This window comes from Allobosea sp. 05L423 (genome assembly GCF_056397745.1).
In genome coordinates this window covers 33,897-51,323 of sequence record NZ_JBFTOA010000025.1, presented here as the reverse complement: position 1 = coordinate 51,323, position 17,427 = coordinate 33,897, and the positions used below count along the sequence as shown (strand labels likewise).

Here is a 17,427-nt window from a genome sequence, read left to right as displayed (position 1 = left end):
AGTGGGGACCGTTACAGTCGTTCTGCTCCGGACTTCGCACTGCAGCGCGTTTCAGCTGTTTCGGCTGCGGTCCGGCGAAGAGCCTTTTTTCGCGCGCGATGCTTGGCAACACGTCGACTGGTAGAAGTGCGCTTCCGTTGTAACATGGGATTCGCCGATCCATATTGTGCGGTAACGCGCTCCAGTATTTTGGGCTGAGCTGTCCGGCATTTCGGCATAAAGTGACATGCATTGCACTCTGTGGCATCGGCTTCGAAGGCATGCGCGATGCCGGCGCACGACGGCACGAAGCTATAGGGCGTGAGGTCAGATATGTCGCCCGGCGCGTTCTCCATGGCCATGGACCGAGCTGATTCAATGCGCTCCGCACCGAAGGCATCCAAGGCCTCGACCTCGGTGAGTATGTTTCGACTGATCGCCCAGGCAATCTGGTGCGGATGTCCATGTTTGCGTCTAAGAGTATCGACCACCCATTGAACATATCGCTTCTGAGCGGCGGTATCGCGTTTTGCTGCTGCCAAGAACTGCCTCGCCTTGGCGTACATTTCCATGCTGTTGCGTCGCTCCTCCCAGGTGGAAGTGACAGCCGCGGCTATGCGTTCGCGCCACTGCGCCGAATAAAGCTGGTTGGGTTGAGGAAGGCGGGTCGGCCCCTGGTCGAGCCAGAACTGGAACGCACTCCGGCAAAAAAAGTCGTAAGGCACGCCCAACTCGTCGGCGAATTGCCTCGCTCTCCATAGGCTTGTTAGAAGCTGTCGCTCTTTGCTCGACGGATCAGGGGCACTGAAAGAAGGGACCTTGAACAAGCCTCGACGACGCGCACTTTCGTCGCGGTCGAAATGACGCGCCCAAGCTTCCCGATACGCCTTTATATAGCTGTCCGCAAAAAGCTTCGTGGCTTTTGCCGGGCTCAGAAAGCAGTAATCAAACCATTTCAGCTGATATAATCTGCGCTCTCGTTTTAGATCATCCACGCAGATGGTCCCTGCGCAGCGAATCAATTCCTTGATGCGAAATGCGAATTTCTGGATTTCAGGGTTTATTTCCTTGACGGACATGAATCGCTCCTCTTGACGCGGACGGCAGCGAACGAAGTCCGCACCAAGAGGAGTCCAGGAACTCTCGGCGATATCTCGATATAGCGCTTTTGGAGCAGCTCTGCGTTTTTGAAAGGCGTTACCTTGGTCAAAGTTGCATTATAGCAACACCACGCCGCATGCTGGTTGCGGATGTCAACTTATGTCAACCAAATATTGCCGAGGTGCGTGGAATACGTGTTTTTGCTTATCCAATGACAACCAAAATGACGTCTATATCAGACGGGTTTGGCGCTTTGGTTGTCCGTAAGTTTACACTAAGTTGACATTTTAGGCTTGAATTCAAAAATATCGCTGCAATCTATAAATTCTTCAATGAATTCAGTGCGCGCCGGTTGCCGTTTAGTTGGCCATGTCAACCAACGTAGCGTGCAGCGATTACAGACGCTTCCGAACCATAAAGCTCGGCCTGAAGCGGCAGCTCGGATAGATGGCCGAGAGTGCGGATAGCGTCAGCCGACGGTTTCGACACGCGAACAGATCGCAATCCAAAAAACGCTCGAGTGTCGGGTTCAACACAAACCGGCCAGAGAAGCGATCGCTGGCCGTTCCATCTGAGCGCTGATCAGACTCATGCGCGGCGACGGATCGCGCCAGCAAGCAGCAGAGCGCTTCCTATGCAGCATCCGCAGAAGAGCGAATGCTCAATGGCGGCAGATCGCCACGACGGCATAATCGCGGCGGTGACCGTAGATTCAGCTACGGATCTCTGTCGTCATGCCCCAGCTGTGGATTGGCCAGGAGTTATCGCCGCCTTCTTCGACCGTGAAGTAAAACACCTTGAAGCGCCCGGTCTCGAGAACTCGCACCATGTCCGAGAACTGCGGCCGCGTCACCTCGAGGGAGAGACAGAATGAGGGGCTTGGCTCCGACCTGAACATTAGGCCGGCATCCGAAAACTCGGTCTTCATCGGCGTCGGTGCCCAACACGTCACAATCGCCGGCCATCGCAATTCCTTGTCCGGCGGCAGAAGCATTGCTGCGCCGATCAAGTAGGAGAATTCGACTGATTGGCGAGGCGGTCCTGGCTGAACCGTCTGACCAAAATGCACGCTCAGCGTCCCGACCAGCTCGCCGGTCCACCCACCCGCGATGATGTCGGGAAGGCGAAACCCTCTCGGATTCTTCCGTCTTGTTGCTATCGCTTACCTCGTGTTCCAGGCGATCATGAACCGCGGCCTCAAACGCATCAGGTGCTCGCCGGCCAGCTCGGCTTCAACGAGCTAGTCAGCGTCGCGGGCGACGGCGGATCGAGCCAGCGCGCACCCGTTTGCTTCCTACGCAGCATCCATATTGAGCCGACTGCGCTGCTGGCGGACGATCGCGCGAAGATCTTCGACGCTACGCCAATGCGGATATTGCGAGCCGCTAGGCCGACGCACTACGGTGACGCGGGGAGGCGTTCGTCTTGGCTATACAACCGACGGTATGGGGCGTGCACATGGGCTGGCACGTCGACAATCGACCAATCGAGCAGGCCTATGTCGCGATCGGGTGGCCGAATCTGGGGGATCTGCGGAACTATCCGGATAGGGAAGCCTTCAAGGCTGCACTCGCCGCACACGCGGCCGAGGGCCAGGCGGGCGCGGTGCCGGTTCAGGCCGGCGTTCTGTTTCGGTTCGCTTACGAGATGAAGCCCGGAGATATCGTTGTCTACCCTTCCAAGCACGATCGCACGGTGAACATCGGCCGCTTTACCGGCGAGACAAGCTACGTCGAGGGCGATCAGGACGAATACCCGAACCGCCGCGGCGTCACGTGGCTCGGCCACTTCCCGCGCAACGACTTCAGCCAGGCCGCGCTCAACGAGATCGGCTCGGCTCTGACGTTGTTCAAGATCCGGCGCCATGCGCACGAATTCTTGGCAAAGGTCGGTCTCACACAGCCTGAGTCCGACGCTGCCAAGGCCATCGAGAGCGCCGAAGACAGTGCTGATGATGACGCCGCGACGGTGTCGGTCTCGCGCCAGGCCGAAGAGACGACGGCCGACTTTGTCATCCGCCGAGTCATGACAGACTTGTCCGGCTACCAGTTCGAGGAGCTGGTCGCCGATCTCCTAAAATGCCTGGGCTACAACACGAGGGTGACGTCGCGCTCGGGCGATGGCGGGGTCGACATCATCGCCCATATGGACGCGCTCGGCTTTCAGCCGCCGATCGTCAAGGTCCAGTGCAAGCGCATGACGAGCCAGACCGGCAGTCCCGAGGTCAACCAGCTGCTGGGCACCTTGGGCGAAGGCGAGTTCGGTCTCTTCGTGAACCTCGGTTCGTTCAGCCGCGGCGCGATCGAGTTGGAGCGCAACCGACCGAAGCTGCGCCTGATCAATGGCGAGCAGTTCGTAGAGCTCGTGCTCCAGCATTATGGCAAGCTCGCCCCGCGTTATCGCTCGCTGATTCCGTTGAAGCAGATCTACGTCCCGGACCTGCCGAAGGCTTGATGGGAGGGGTGACCGAGGGGCGGCGCGTGCCCTAAACCCGCAGCATCGCAGAGTGAGAATCACAAGGGTCGGCATGGTCACGGGTGAGTTGCGCAGCAAGATCGATGCGGTCTGGAATGCGTTCTGGGCGGGCGGGATCTCGAACCCCATCGAGGTGATCGAGCAGATCACATATCTCCTGTTCCTACGTGGGCTGGACGAGGCCCATACGCGCGAAGAAAACAGGTCAAATCGACTCGGCAAGCCCATGGAGCGCCGGATCTTCCCGACCGGAAAGGACCCGCGCGGGCTCGACTACGAGGCGATGCGCTGGTCGCGGCTGCAGAACAAGCCGCCGGCCGAGATGTTCACCATCGTCTCGGAGCACGTCTTCCCCTTCCTGCGTGAGATGGCCGAGGACGACACCGCCCACGCCACGCATATGAAGGGCGCGCGCTTCACGATTCCGACGCCCCAGCTCCTGGCCAAGGTGGTCGACCTGCTCGCCGGTATCCCGATGGATGACCGCGATACCAAGGGCGATCTCTACGAATACATGCTCGGCAAGATCGCCAGCGCCGGGCAGAACGGCCAGTTCCGCACGCCGCGCCACATCATTCAGCTGATGGTCGAGATGATGGCGCCCTCACCGAAGGACGTGATCGTCGATCCCGCCTGCGGCACCTGCGGCTTCCTCGTCGCGGCCGGCGAGTATCTGCGCGACAACCATCCGCGCCTGTTCCAGGAGAAGGAGAGCCGCGATCATTTCCACGAGGAGATGTTCCACGGCTTCGACTTCGACAGCACGATGCTGCGCATCGGCTCGATGAACATGGTGCTGCACGGCGTCGAGGGGCCGGACATCCGCTACAAGGATTCGCTGGCGCAGGAGCATGCCGGCGATGCCGACCGCTATTCGCTCGTGCTCGCCAACCCGCCCTTCGCCGGCTCACTCGACGCTGACCAGGTCGCCAAGGACCTGCAGCAGATAGTCAAGACCAAGAAGACCGAGCTGCTCTTCATGGCGCTGTTCTTGAAGCTCATGAAGCCCGGCGGCCGCGCGGCGGCGATCGTGCCCGACGGCGTGCTGTTCGGCTCCTCGACCGCCCACAAGGCGATCCGGAAGATGCTGGTGGAGGACCACAAGCTCGACGGCATCGTCAAGCTGCCCTCCGGTGTCTTCCGCCCCTATGCCGGCGTCTCGACCGCGATCGTGCTCTTCACCAAGACCAATTCCGGCGGCACCGACCAGGTCTGGTTCTACGACTGCCAGGCCGACGGCTATTCGCTCGACGACAAGCGCAATCCGCTGTTGCCGGTCGAGAAGCTGGGCCCCGTGCCGGGACACATGAACGCGTCCGGCCATTTCGTCAGCGAGGCGCTGAGCGACGAGGAACTGGAGAAGAACAACCTGCCCGACATTGCCGCTCGCTGGGACGAACGTGGTGGCGCCGAGCGCGAGCGCCCGCGCACGGCGCAGAGCTTCTGCGTGCCCAAGACCGAGATCGCGGCCGCCGGCTACGACCTCTCGCTCAACCGCTACAAGGAGGTGGTGCACGCCGCCGCCGAGCACCGCCCGCCGAAGGAGATCATTGCCGAGCTGAAGGAGCTGGAGAAGGAGATTACGGACGGGTTGAGCGAGTTGGAGGCCATGCTGTGACGGCCTCGAACGTTGGGCAGCTGGGCGACGTTGCCACGTTCATACGCGGCATCACTTATAAGCCTGCCGATGTTCGTTCGGATGGCGATGCCGATGCGATCGCTTGCATGCGCACCAAGAACATACAAGCTGATCTAGACGACGATGACCTAGTCTTGATTCCGAAGGCTCTGGCTAAGGCGGAAAAGATCCTGCGGCACGGTGACATCCTTGTTTCGAGCGCAAACAGCTGGAACCTAGTCGGCAAGTGCTCATGGGTGCCGGATCTTCCTTACACCGCGACGTTCGGCGGGTTTACGTCCGTGCTGAGAGCCGACCCAAAGAAAGTGCACCCGAGATACCTTTATCGCTGGTTTGCGACGGAACGCGTCCAGCGCCTGGCACGTAGCTTTGGTCAGCAAACGACGAACATCTCAAACCTGAATCACTCGCGCTGTCTCGATCTCGAAATTCCGCTCCCGCCGCTCGACGAGCAGCGGCGGATCGCGGCGATCCTGGACAAGGCGGATGCTATGCGCCGTAAGCGCAAATGCGCGCTCGAACTGCTCGACGGGCTGACGCAGTCGATCTTTCTAGAGATGTTCGAGAGTGCTGAAGGACGATATTGCGAGCTTAAAGACGCAGTGCGACCAGGAACAATTATCACATATGGAATAGTTCAGGCCGGGCCAGAAGTTCCCGGCGGAGTGCCGTATATCAGGACCGGAGATATCGTCGGCGGAGCAATTCGACAGTCGGACTTGAGACGAACTGCTCCTGAAATTGCCGCAAAATTCGGTCGCTCTCGCGTTGATGCCGGCGACATAGTGATGAGTATACGGGCGACCGTTGGAACTACCGCGGTTGTTCCAAAGGCCCTGGCGGGCGCCAACCTCACTCAGGGCACAGCGCGGATAGCACCTGGAAATGAGGTGACGCTCGAATATATGCTCTCATATCTGCGGTCGGAGACAACGCAGCGGTGGATTTCGGCGCAGGTAAAAGGAGCGACATTCCTTGAAATTACGCTGGGGCGGCTTAGGGAATTACCTTTTTTTATCCCCCCGATGGAACTTCAGGCTGAGTTTTCTCGAAGAGTCGCCCGGGCTCACCAACCCCTGACGACTGCTAGAGAGCAGTATGATCATTTGAGTCGTCTCTTCTCCTCCCTCCAGCACCGCGCCTTCACCGGCCAGCTCTAGCCTCGCCAGGACACTGCCCGCATGTCCAACTTCGCCTTCCTCGCCATCGAGTTCCCCAGCGTTCACGACTCGGCGACGGCGGCGGAGCGGCATGCAGTTTCGGATCCGCGCGCTGCGCTGTTCTATGCCGGGCGCACCGTTGAGATTGCGGTGAAATGGGCATTCCAGAACGATCCGGGTCTGCGGCTGCCCTATCAGGACAATATCGCAGCGCTGCTGCACGAGCCGAGCTTCAAAGCAGCCGCCGGCACGGCCGTGTTCGAGAAGGCGAAATACCTTAACCGCCTGCGCAACCGCGCCGTCCACGAGGAACGCGCGGTCATCCAGCCCGCTGAGGTGGCGGGTGCGGTCCGCGAACTGTTCCACATCTGCTTCTGGTTCGCACGCACCTATGCGCGCCAGGGCAAGCCCACTGAGGGGCTCACTTTCGACCCGGCGCATTTGACTCGCCGTGACGACATCCTCAGACGCAGCTTCGCGCAGCTCAAGGCGCAGCAGGCCGAGCTCGACGCGAAGAATGGCGAGCTGACCAAGCTGCTGGCCGACAAGACCCATCTCGACGAAGAGCTGCAGCGGCTGCGCGCCGAGGTCACGATCGCGCGAAAGGCCGCCGAAGCGAGGCCGGACAGCCACGACTATAGCGAGGCGGAAACCCGCGACCGCTTTATCGACCTGCTGCTGCGCGAGGCCGGCTGGGCGCTCGACCGGCCGGAGGACATCGAGTTCCGTGTCGAGGGGATGCCGAACGCGGAGGGCGTCGGGCTCATTGACTATGTGCTCTGGGGCGCGGACGGCAAGCCGCTCGGCCTGGTCGAGGCCAAGCGCACCCGCCACGATGCCCGCCGCGGCCAGCAGCAGGCAAAACTCTATGCCGACGCGCTGGAAGCACGCTACGGCCAGCGCCCGGTGATCTTCTATTCCAACGGCTACGAGCACTGGATCTGGGACGATACGCGCTCCCCGCCCCGCGAGATCGGCGGCTTCTACAAGCGCGACGAGCTGGAATGGCTGATCCAGCGCCGCACGGGCCGTAAGCCGATCGGCCCGGTCGCGATCAACCGCAGCATCGTCGAGCGGCCCTATCAGCACCGCGCCATCCGCGCGATCGCGCGCTCCTTCGAGCAGCAGGGCGAGCGCAAGGCGCTGCTGGTGATGGCAACGGGCTCGGGCAAGACGCGCACCGTGATCGCGCTGGTCGATTTGCTGATGCGCGCCGGCTGGGTGAAGCGCGTGCTCTTCCTCGCCGACCGCATTGCGCTGGTGAACCAGGCGACCAACGCCTTCAAGGCGCACCTGCCGGATTGCGCGCCGGTGAACCTCGTCACTGAGCGCACGGCCGAGGGCCGCGTCTTCCTCTCGACCTATCCGACGATGATGAACCTGATCGACGGGCGCCAGGACGGGAAGGTGAAGTTCGGCCCCGGCCATTTCGACCTCATCGTCATCGACGAGGCGCATCGCTCGGTCTACCAGCGCTTCCGCGCGATTTTCGACTATTTCGATAGCCTGCTCGTCGGCCTCACCGCCACTCCGAAGGAGGAGATCGACCGCAATACCTATTCGCTGTTCGACCTTGAGGACGGCGTGCCGACCGATGCCTATTCGCTGGACCAGGCGGTGGCGGACGGCCATCTCGTGCCGCCCAAGGCGATCTCGGTGCCGCTGAGGATCATGCGCTGCGGGCTGCGTTACGAGGATCTCTCCGAGGAGGAGAAGGACCAGTGGGACAGCCTCGAATGGGGCGAGGAGGAGATCCCCGACACGGTCGATGCGGCCGAGGTCAACCAGCGCCTGTTCAACGAGGACACGGTCGACCACGTCATCGCCCATCTGATGACCAACGGCATCAAGGTCGAGGGCGGCGACAGGCTCGGCAAGACCATCGTCTTCGCCAAGAACCAGTCCCATGCCGAGTTCATCGAGAAGCGCTTCAACGCGGCCTATCCCAGTCTCGCCGGTCATTTCGCGCGCGTCATCACGTTCAAGACCACCTATTCTCAGTCACTGATCGACGATTTCTCGAAGAAGAACGGCGCGCCGCATATCGCGATCTCGGTCGACATGCTCGACACGGGAATCGACGTGCCGGAGGTGGTGAACCTCGTCTTCTTCAAGCAGGTGCGTTCCAAGACCAAGTTCTGGCAGATGATGGGACGCGGCACCCGGCTCTGTTCGGACCTGTTCGGCCCCGGCCAGGACAAGGAGTTCTTCCGAGTCTTCGACTACTGCCAGAACCTCGAGTTTTTCGGCGCAAGCCCGGAGCTGAAGGAACCGGGCGCGGCGAAGTCACTCTCTGAACGGCTCTTCGCGGCACGGCTCGATCTGGTCCGTGCGCTCGATCGTCTAGAACCGCCGGCCGAAGGCATCGGTGCTGGCGACCAGTCACCCTATGACGCGGGCGATGCTGCCCCGAGCGAGGCCGAGATCCGGGCGGATGCACTAAAGATGCTGAAGCAGATGATCGGCGGCCTGAACCCCGATAACTTCATCGTCCGCCAGAACCGCCGTGTCGTCGAGAAATGGAGCGACGACCAGGCCTGGAGCCATCTCGGCGACGACGAGCAGGCTGAGCTCCTGGATGCCATAGCGCCCCTGCCTTCGGCGCAGCATCTCGGCACCGAGGAAGCCAAGCGCTTCGACCTGCTGATGTTCCAGCTCGAACTCGCCCTGCTGCGCGGCTCGCAGCGCTTCACCGCGCTAAAAAAGCAGCTCATCGAGATCGTGGCCGCGCTCGAAGCCCAGACCGGGATCCCGGCTATCGCGCAGCAGGCGGTGCTGATCGAAGAGGTGCAGAGCGATCCCTGGTGGGAAGGCGTCACCGTCCCGCTGCTGGAGCTCGTCCGATTGCGACTGCGCGGTCTCGTCCAGCATATCGAGAAGGGGCGCAAGGCTGTCGTCTACTCCGACTTCGCGGATGAGATCGGCGAAGGCGTCGAGCATGAGCTGCCGCAGGTCGGCGAGGTCGACTTCGCTCGCTTCAAGGCGAAAGCGCGCCACTTTCTCAGGCAGCACGAGGACCATATCGTGCTGCACAAGCTCCGGCATGCCAGGGCGCTCACGGCGACCGACCTAGCGGAGCTGGAGAAGATGCTGGTCGATGCCGGTATCGGCGACGCGGCGACGATCGAGCGAGCCAGGGAGGTCGGGCACGGCTTCGGCCGCTTTGTGCGCTCGCTGGTCGGCCTCGATCGCCAGGCCGTCAACGAGGCCTTCTCCGAGTTCGTCGCGCCCGGCACGGCCACAGCCGCGCAGATCGAGTTCGTTGGCCTCGTCATCGAGCACCTGACGCATCAGGGCACGATGGATCCCGGCCTGCTCTACGAACCGCCCTTCACGGACATCGCACCGACAGGGCCGGAGCAGGTCTTCGACGAGCCGCGGATTGGCAAGCTGTTCTCGAGGATCAAGGAGCTGAACGAGAGCGCGGTGGCGTGAGGCAAGGAAGCCACAGATCACTGCGTGTTGTGCGTTGCTAGTGGACCCGCGCCTATTGCCCGTTGACTATGCCCAAACGCTGTCCCCCTGCTCTCCGATAGGTTGTTGGATGAATAATGCCTTCGGGGGGTCTCGTTGGAGCTGCTGCGTAACGTCGGTCTGACCGTCAAGAACGTCGTTCTTGCTGTCGCCGGGCTACTTAGGGATGAGTCTGCACCCGGCATCGTCACGCTGGTCCTGCTCTTTGGCCTGCTTGTTTGCGTCGTTCTGTTCCTTCTCAGCGTCGCCCGCCGACGCGCGGCGCTGAACTGGTTGCGCACGGAGTTCGTCGAGGCTGTCGGCAATGCGGGGACGGATCGCGCCATCGTGGCGTTGGATGGCGCCGTGCTTCCATCAGCGAACGATGCCTTCCGCGGACCCGTCGTGTCGGCCTGGAATGAGTATCGAGATACACTAGTCCCTGAGCGGCTTGATGACGTTGTCGTCTATAAGAACGCGGCGCGCCCCTCAACATTCTTCAATCTCGAAGATCTGCACTTCTCACCTGGTTTCTGGCGGATTGTTCCCGGTCTTTTCGTAACGGGCGGCCTGTTCCTGACCTTTCTCGGCCTTATATCGGCGTTGAACTCGATGGCGGCCCCTGCGGGATCAAACGCTGCCGACCTCAACATCGACATCAACGGCCTGCTGACGATCGCTTCGGCCAAGTTCATTATGTCTCTGACGGGGCTGTTCTGCTCGATCTTGTTCACGATCGTTCTGCGCGTCGGAACGGGCAAGGTCGATGGAGCTATTCACCAACTCTGCAGCGAGATGGAACATCGTCTGACTTTCATCAGCCTTGAAGAACTCGCGGTCAAACAGCTCGCAGCGAGCCGTGAGCAGAAGGATCACTTCAGGGCGATTGGCATGGAGCTCGTGGTCGAGTTGGGCCGCCCCCTGCGGGAGGAACTGCCCGATCGCATTTCGGCCGCGATCAGCAAGGAGATGCAGCCGCTGCTCCAGCAGGTAGGCCAGATCGGTGCCGAGGGCATGGGCACCATGGTTCAGGATCTGTCGTCGCGCTTCTCTGATGACGTCGGCCAGGCATTGTCGCAGGCGAGCGACAAGCTCGTTGTTGCCGGCGAACGCATTGCCGAGCTGTCCTCGCGCATGGATCAGAGTTCCGGTCGCATGGGATCGGAGATGGATTCCGTGGTGGCTCGGCTCGCCCAGACGGTCGACGATATCCGTGCCGCCATGGGAGCTACCGCGGAGACGGCAAGCGGCGCTGTGACGCAAGGCGCCGAGCAACTGCTGACTGTCATGAACGACACGCTCCAGGGCATCCGCGACAATACGGGCGAAGGGGCACGTGCAATCAGTGCTGCGGCCACAGAGATGCGCCAGGCGGCCGAGGCCTTCCGGGCGGAGCTCGAGGCCGCGACGAAAGCTGGTTCCGGGGCAGCGAGTGAGCAGATGGCGGCGGCTTCTGCGGCGGCCAGTGGGGCCATCGATGCGGCCGGTCGGGACATTCTCGACGCGTTCGGCAAGAGCGCGATCGATATTGCCAAGGCGACCGAAGCGTTCTCGACCAAGGCGTCACAGGATCTTCTCGGTCCGCTCGATGCGATCTCCGGGCGCCTCGGCGGTGTTGTAACGGACCTGACCGAAGGCACGACGAACCTGCGGCGCTTCTCGGACGGCATGCGTGCGGGCGCCGAGGCGAGCGAGCAGGCCGCCGGTCAGTTCCGCGGAGCGTCGCAAGCCTTTGTCGAGGCTGCGACGCCGTTGCGCGCGAGCACCACGAGCATCGAAGGCGCGATCCGTCAATTGTCGGAGTCGACGCGGAACGTCTCCGAGACTGTGAGCCGTTCAGCAAGCGCGACGGCCGAGAGCGCGGCATCGGCGCTCGCCAATGCACAGCAGATCTTGGGGGGAGAGGCCAAGGCGATTGAAGCCTCGCTGGCGGGCATCACAACCATGCTGGAGAAGCTACGCGGCCAGGGCGACCGCCTGGACGACATCGACGAGAAGCTTGGTAAGGCCTTCGAGACCTATACTGGGCACGTCGCTTCCGCCGTCGAAGGCATGTTCGGTCATGTTCGCGATCTGCAGGCTCAATTGAGCCCGGCCCTCGACACGCTCCAATCCATCGTCGAGCAGGCCGAACAGTTCGCGCCTGAATCTCGGAGGCGTTGATGCGGGGCAGCTCGCGTCGCCGTCAGCACGAGGACGAGGAAGAATCCGCCTTCGTCTCGATGACTGACCTGACCGTCAGCTTCCTCTTCATCATCATGATCCTGCTGGCCTACTCGGCGTCGAAGATGTCGAGCAGCCAGACCGTGCCCAAGGCCAGCTATGATGCTGTCGTCGCGCAGCGTGACTCAGTCGCGCTGGAGAAGGCTCGTCTCGAGGAGGAGCTCAGGCAGGCTCGGCAAATCGCCGAGGAGCGACGCAAACGGGTCGAGGAACTGGAGCACAAGCTTGCAGAGCTCGAGAGGCGGTTGGCGGAGAAGAATCCGCTTGAGGCCTACATGGCTCAGGTTTCGGATCTCCGCCGGAAGGTCCTGGAGGGCCTGCAAGCGCAGCTCAAGCTCGACTTTCCCGATCTACAGGTCGTGGTGAGCGAGCAGATGGACGCCCTGCGGTTCAAGGGCGATGGGCTTTTCGAAAGCGGACAGTCTAGGCTCTCTCAGGGCAAGCCCGAGATCGTCCGGCGCATTGCGACGCGCCTGAACGAGATTTTACCCTGCTATACGCTGGGCCGTCAGGCGCGATGGCAGGCAGGCTGTAACGATGTGGGCGCAATCATTGAAGCGGTGCAGATAGAAGGCCACACCGACATCACCGGCAATGAAAACGCAAATTTTACGCTTTCGACCGAGCGCGCGAACACGACTTTCTTCGTCATGAAGGAGCGTGAGCCCGCTCTGATTCAGCACCGGAATTTGCGGGAGCAGCCGGTCATGTCCGTCGCCGGGTATGGAGCGATGCGTCCGATCGTTGACAATGCAACACCCGAGGGACGGGCGACCAATCGCAGGATCGACCTCCGCATAATCATGTATACGCCGCAGTCTTCGGAGGAGATCGAGAGCATCAGAACCCGCCTTCGCGACAGCGTAACGTCCGCGGGCACGCGATGAAGCTCGCCGCGCTCCTCAATCAGTCCGTTCGATTCGGCCCACCGGCATTGGCGGAACCGAGCCGATTGCGAGCGAGCGCACGTCGTGTCCTTGAGCGATGGCCGGATGTCGTCACAGAGCCTCCAGAGAATGATCGTGACAGGCTGGTCGAGGAAATGCGCCGGCGGCTCGTCGAGGACGACTGGGACGACCTGCCGACCTCGTTCGTGACCCGGGCGGCGCGCGCGCTGTTCGATCCCGCGCGGCGGTCCCGCGCGGAACTCGCAGGTCTGCGCCAATTCTACCTTGATGAGCTCCGGGTCTCGACCCGACGCAGCTTTCTAGGCGCCATGGCATCTGTTTACATCGGCAGCTACGAGCCCGGTGCCGCCCATACCCGCGATCTCGCGGAAGCCCTCTCCGAGGCACGCTCTCGGCTCGGAGGGCGCTGGACCAAGCTTGAGCAGGCTCTGCCGTCCTGGCTCGACCCGGAGCGTGGGCATGAGGCCATCGCCGGCTTGATGATGGGAATGGCCGATCCGTGGAACAACCTGAAAGCGTTGGGACTTAACTCGCCTCACGCGCCCGGGCTGATGGATCATGCCCATCTCGCCTTCATCGAAGACATCCGACCTGGTTTGCGCGATCGCGGCGAACTTAAGAGGCTATTCGGGTGGCTGCGCCCAGAGCGCCAAGAGCCGCGGTTCTCAGGCGCCGCTCAAGCGATTTCGGCCGTGCTGGGGCACTGGCTTTCAACTGATCCCTCGGCAGACGATCAGCGCTACATCATCGATGCGCTCGTCGGCTGCTACGGAGATCCTCGCGTTTCGGCGAGCGGGGCCTGGGCTGGCGTTCCGGAACAGCATAGGGCTGTTGTCCTTCGCTGGCTGACCGGCGAGAATATCCGCTTCTTCCTCGATGTCGTGTCGGCGGTCGAGGAGAGCCACATGTGGGAGCCGCGACGGGAGTTCTGGCTGTCGCTTCACGAGCAGGGGCGCATCGACGGAGCCTGGGTCGCGTTCAGTGCAGAGGCGGCTCGCTATGCGAGGCGGCAAGCGGGCACCCGTAGCGGGCAAGCGACCCTGCGCTATGGATTGCAGACTGCAGGCGGATCCCGGCTCTACACCTCGCTGCTGATCCTCAAGATCGGCAATAGAATCTTGGTTGAGGGCTCACACAGCTACAAGATCCATATCTTCCGAGGGAATTCGCCCTCAGCGCCAGCGCTGTATCGGGCGGAATACGACTGCGAATCGATCCGGCTCTCGGCGGGGGCGGAAGCCAAATCCCACAATGGCTACTGGCAGGGCTGGGTCCTGGAGCGAATTTGACGAGGTGCGCGTGAACTTCGATTTCGTATCGACGCCCGAAGCTGTCACTCTGACCGTGCGCCCAGACCAGTCAGGGCTTCTCGGGCGCATCTTCGGCAAGGCTTCACCGAGCGATCTCGAACACCTGCCGCCCGAGGAGCGCGACCTGCTGCTGGCGATTGGCGATTTGCGCGCCCTTGCCGACGAGATGCCGGGCTCGCTCAGGATCAGCGGCGGCGAGATTGCCATGTCACACCGGCTCGCAGCTTCACTCGACGGCCAGACCGCAGAGACGCTCGGATTGCCGCCGCTGGCCGACCTGACATTGAAAACCGATGTCGAAGGAATACTCGGCAGTCCGAATTTCCGCCTTCGCTACGAATGGCAGCATCATGGAAAGCGCCAACCCGTCGAGCGGCAAGGCTCTATCCTCAATCCCCGCGGCAAGGCACGGCGCCTGCCGGTGTGGCTGATGGACGCGATCGAGGTCGCGGACGGTTTCGAGAGCGTTCGGCACGACGTTGGACATTGGGAGGCACTGGCGAAGTTCCGTCAGGCGCTGGACCCGGGCGTCATGGTCACCGACGCCAATGCGGCGGCACGGGTGTCGATGACGGACTTCCTCGCAGGGCTAGAGGTTCGTCTGGCGGATCGTTTTGCCATCGCGCCGACCGAAGCTGGCGACGACTTCGAGGTGGTGCCTTTCTCGGGCCAGTCGATCAAGGGAGCTGGTTTCGCAGAGGATGCGGCGGGAGTTCCCGAGACAGCCGGCGAGCTGTCCGGCGAGGCGCTGCGGACGTTCCAGAGGCGCGTGCGGGAGCGGGGTGCGCTGCCTGCCTTCCGACTGGCGCCGGGCAGCTTCCTGGTCATCGACCGCGCCGCGACGGCGGTGCTGGAAACCATGGCGCGCGTGCAGAAGGAGCCGGCAGCCGATCGCGCCGCCTTCGTCCGTAACCCGCGCGCCAGGATCACGCAGGCGGTTGAGGAAGATCTCCGGAAAACGGGCCGCCTGGAGGGGCTCTCGCCCGAGGCCGAGGAGGAGGCAATCGAGGCAGCTGCCGGCCCGGCCTTCGTCGAGACGCAGGAGTTCTCGGAGCGCGTTGTCGGCATAAAAATCTTCGAGAAGGCCGCCAAGGAGATTGCCGCCGGCAGCACGACATGGTTGCCCGAGAACTTCGCGCAGAAGCTGGCTGGTCATCTCGCTGAGATGTCGGATCCGGATCTCGCCGCGCTGCGCGAGCGTGTCGCGAGCGCCATGGAGGCCGGAGAGCCTTTCGTCCCCGTGGGCGATGTCGCTTTGCCAGCACGGCAAGAGGCGCTGAACCTGATCGATCAGACAAGGTCCGCCCGCCCGGCACAGCAGAGTTCAGAAGATCAAGAGGAGGACACATCGGAAACTGGCAAGTCGGGGCCGTTCGTTCTCGATACCCTCGAAAACACAGACGAACTGCGCTGGCAGGCGAAGTTGCAGCCGCGTCGGACTGCCATTTCCGACGAGCCGCCGGCGACCATCCAAACACCGCTCAAGGACCATCAGGTCGACAGCTTCGACTGGCAGGTCAACGCCTGGAAGTCCGGCTTGCCAGGTATCCTGAACGCCGACGAGCAAGGCCTCGGCAAGACCCTGCAGACCATCGCCTTCCTGGCCTGGCTGAAGGATCACATGGCGAAGGCGAGCGATGGCGCACGCGGTCCGGTCCTCGTCGTGGCGCCGACATCGTTGCTGCAAAACTGGGAACAAGAGGTTGAGATCCACCTCCGCAAGCCGGGCCTAGGACATCTCATCCGGCTCTATGGCAGCAGCACCCAGGCCCGGAAGCAGTCCGGAGCGTCGGGACGGGACACTGACAGCGGTGAAGCCAAGCTCGACCTCGAATTCCTGAAGGAGGCTGTTACCGAGGGGCGCGCCCACCGCTTTTGGGTGCTCACCACCTACACGACGCTCTGCAACTATCAGCATTCTCTGCAGCGCATCCGCTTCTCGGCCGTGGTCTTCGACGAGATCCAGACTCTCAAGAACCATGCCAGCCTTCGGGCGAAAGCAGGGCGCTCGGTCAATGCCGATTTTCGCATCGGTCTGACCGGCACGCCGATCGAGAACCACGTCGTCGATCTCTGGGCGATCATGGATATCCTGGGCGGCGACATGCTCGGCACGCTCGAGGACTTCAGGCAACGATACGCGGCGACCGATAGGGAGACGATGGCGGATCTGCATGCCCGCGTGTTCAAGCCGGTAGGGGCGCTGCCACCGCTGGGGCTGCGGCGCCTCAAGCAGGACGTGGCCCGCGATCTCCAGCCCAAGCAGAGACGCATCCATCCACGCCTTATGCCTCCGCCGCAGGAAGCACACTACGAGGATGCCAAGCTGAAGCTCGCCGGCGGCGGTCTGGGCGCGGCTCTAAAGGCGTTGCACCATATCCGGAGCGTTTCGGTTCATCCTGCACTGCAGGCGGCCAGCGACGACGCGGGATTCATCAACGCATCCGCGCGGCTGCACGCGACCTTCGACATCCTCCGCGATATCAAGAGGCGGCAAGAACGTGCCCTGGTGTTTATCGAGCATCGCCAGATGCAGTATCGTTTCATCGAGCTTGCGCGCTCGGAGTTCAAGCTCAGCCGTATCGACCTCATCAACGGCGATACGCCGATCCCGCAGCGTCAGGCCATCGTGAATCGCTTCCAGAGGCATCTCGACGCCGACGAAGGGTTCGATCTCTTGGTCCTCGGCCCCAAGGCCGCGGGCACAGGACTCACGCTGACGGCCGCCACGCATGTCATCCATCTGTCTCGCTGGTGGAACCCGGCCGTCGAGGAGCAATGCAACGACCGGACGCATCGGATCGGGCAAAAGCACAGCGTTACGATCCACGTCCCGATGGCGATCCATGGCGGCTACCGCGAGCACTCTTTCGACTGTCTGCTGCAGAGCCTAATGCAGAGGAAACGAAACCTCGCGCAGGCTGCTCTCTGGCCAATGGGCGACACGTTGGACGACACCGGCGAGCTCCATCGGATCTTGCCGCCCGACACGATTCGAACGTGTGACCTTTGCCTGTTCGGGCATTTGCTCCTTCGCAAAATCCCGCATTGCCGAAGCCGCGGGGATCGGCTATCCAGCCTTCACGGTTTGCGCCCGTAGCTCAGCTGGATAGAGCGTTGCCCTCCGAAGGCAAAGGTCACACGTTCGAATCGTGTCGGGCGCGCCATATTTCTACCAT

General features: G+C 62.2%; 11 protein-coding genes and 1 tRNA gene. 9 read left to right on the top strand and 3 right to left on the bottom strand.

Annotated elements, in window-relative coordinates:
• Positions 1-11 precede the first annotated feature (11 nt).
• Both AC1DNE_RS27780 and AC1DNE_RS27775 read right to left on the bottom strand, forming a co-directional pair.
• Positions 12-1,058, bottom strand: coding sequence for a hypothetical protein (locus AC1DNE_RS27780; protein WP_476841306.1), 1,047 nt, complete (start codon positions 1,056-1,058; stop codon positions 12-14).
• A 734-nt stretch (positions 1,059-1,792) separates the two neighbouring features.
• The gene (locus AC1DNE_RS27775; protein WP_476841305.1) at positions 1,793-2,089 is read right to left on the bottom strand and encodes a hypothetical protein; all 297 of its coding nucleotides are present in this window, start codon (positions 2,087-2,089) and stop codon (positions 1,793-1,795) included.
• A 449-nt stretch (positions 2,090-2,538) separates the two neighbouring features.
• Between AC1DNE_RS27775 and AC1DNE_RS27770 the strand changes: the two genes are divergently transcribed.
• The 7 genes from AC1DNE_RS27770 to AC1DNE_RS27740 all read left to right on the top strand — a co-directional run bounded on the left by AC1DNE_RS27770 (position 2,539) and on the right by AC1DNE_RS27740 (position 14,227).
• Positions 2,539-3,534 (top strand): restriction endonuclease, encoded by a 996-nt coding sequence (locus AC1DNE_RS27770; RefSeq protein ID WP_476841304.1) that lies wholly within the window; start codon positions 2,539-2,541, stop codon positions 3,532-3,534.
• 73 nt (positions 3,535-3,607) lie between these two features.
• Positions 3,608-5,173: a type I restriction-modification system subunit M gene (locus tag AC1DNE_RS27765; RefSeq protein WP_476841324.1), complete on the top strand. Its 1,566-nt coding sequence runs from the start codon at positions 3,608-3,610 to the stop codon at positions 5,171-5,173.
• The gene (locus tag AC1DNE_RS27760; RefSeq protein ID WP_476841303.1) at positions 5,170-6,354 is read left to right on the top strand and encodes a restriction endonuclease subunit S; all 1,185 of its coding nucleotides are present in this window, start codon (positions 5,170-5,172) and stop codon (positions 6,352-6,354) included. The genes AC1DNE_RS27765 and AC1DNE_RS27760 overlap by 4 nt, the downstream gene beginning before the upstream one ends.
• 21 nt (positions 6,355-6,375) lie before the next feature.
• Positions 6,376-9,789, top strand: coding sequence for a DEAD/DEAH box helicase family protein (locus AC1DNE_RS27755; RefSeq protein WP_476841302.1), 3,414 nt, complete (start codon positions 6,376-6,378; stop codon positions 9,787-9,789).
• A 135-nt stretch (positions 9,790-9,924) separates the two neighbouring features.
• On the top strand, positions 9,925-11,970 hold the full coding sequence (locus AC1DNE_RS27750; protein WP_476841301.1) for a hypothetical protein: 2,046 nt from the start codon (positions 9,925-9,927) through the stop codon (positions 11,968-11,970).
• Positions 11,970-12,917, top strand: a complete 948-nt coding sequence (locus AC1DNE_RS27745; protein ID WP_476841300.1) for an OmpA/MotB family protein — start codon at positions 11,970-11,972, stop codon at positions 12,915-12,917. The genes AC1DNE_RS27750 and AC1DNE_RS27745 overlap by 1 nt, the downstream gene beginning before the upstream one ends.
• A complete protein-coding gene (locus tag AC1DNE_RS27740; protein WP_476841299.1) occupies positions 12,914-14,227 on the top strand; it encodes an EH signature domain-containing protein in 1,314 nt (437 codons plus the stop codon). Before AC1DNE_RS27745 ends, AC1DNE_RS27740 begins: the two co-directional genes overlap by 4 nt.
• A 247-nt stretch (positions 14,228-14,474) precedes the next feature.
• Here AC1DNE_RS27740 and AC1DNE_RS27735 read toward each other — a convergent pair whose 3' ends face one another.
• On the bottom strand, positions 14,475-14,735 hold the full coding sequence (locus AC1DNE_RS27735; RefSeq protein ID WP_476841298.1) for a hypothetical protein: 261 nt from the start codon (positions 14,733-14,735) through the stop codon (positions 14,475-14,477).
• 372 nt (positions 14,736-15,107) lie between these two features.
• Between AC1DNE_RS27735 and AC1DNE_RS27730 the strand changes: the two genes are divergently transcribed.
• Together AC1DNE_RS27730 and AC1DNE_RS27725 are read left to right on the top strand one after the other, a co-directional pair.
• Positions 15,108-17,348 (top strand): DEAD/DEAH box helicase, encoded by a 2,241-nt coding sequence (locus AC1DNE_RS27730; protein ID WP_476841297.1) that lies wholly within the window; start codon positions 15,108-15,110, stop codon positions 17,346-17,348.
• A tRNA-Arg gene (locus tag AC1DNE_RS27725) sits at positions 17,339-17,415 on the top strand. The genes AC1DNE_RS27730 and AC1DNE_RS27725 overlap by 10 nt, the downstream gene beginning before the upstream one ends.
• Positions 17,416-17,427: the final 12 nt, after the last annotated feature.